Annotated in this window: 1 protein-coding gene; it reads left to right on the top strand. The window is 55.6% G+C overall.

Features of this window, described 5'->3' with window-relative positions:
* Positions 1–235: 235 nt before the first annotated feature.
* On the top strand, positions 236–477 hold a 242-nt coding region (locus KDL01_RS47170; RefSeq protein WP_498038009.1), incomplete at its 3' end, for a winged helix DNA-binding protein.

The raw sequence follows: 477 nt of genomic DNA, 5'->3' as shown, positions 1-477 counted from the left end.
AACACCGTGACACGAGCCCGGGACAGCACCCAAATTCAGCTCGCGGAATAACCTGACATTCTAGCATGCTGCGATGCGCAAGACATGACACTCGTTGACGAATCGGTGAAGGAACGTGGATCGGGTGAATATAGGATCACTCATTATTTCTAAAACTGGAATCACACATTCAGTACCTTGCCGTTTGCTGCGTCAATTCGTATATTTGTCCGGACAATGATTGTGCATACATAAGATGTCCAAACAGACAAGACCCGCCACCGAAGTTGCTGCCGGAACGCTCTTCCGGGTGGAGGACTACCGCATGTGCGAAAGCGTGGGCTACCTCGTGGGGCGCGCCAAGACAGCGCTGTCCATGGCCATCGAGCAGGAAGTTGCCGCGATGGACGTGACCCATTCCCAGGCCAGTTGCCTGGTGCTGCTCGCTAACGGCCGATGCCAGACCGCGACCGACCTCGGCCGCGAACTGAACACCGA

Origin of the sequence: Actinospica durhamensis (assembly GCF_018139695.1) — a bacterium.
GTDB classification, from domain to species: Bacteria; Actinomycetota; Actinomycetes; order Streptomycetales; family Catenulisporaceae; genus Actinospica; species Actinospica durhamensis.
The sequence above is the reverse complement of the archived record's forward strand: the minus strand, read 5'-3'. Positions and strand labels throughout refer to the sequence as shown.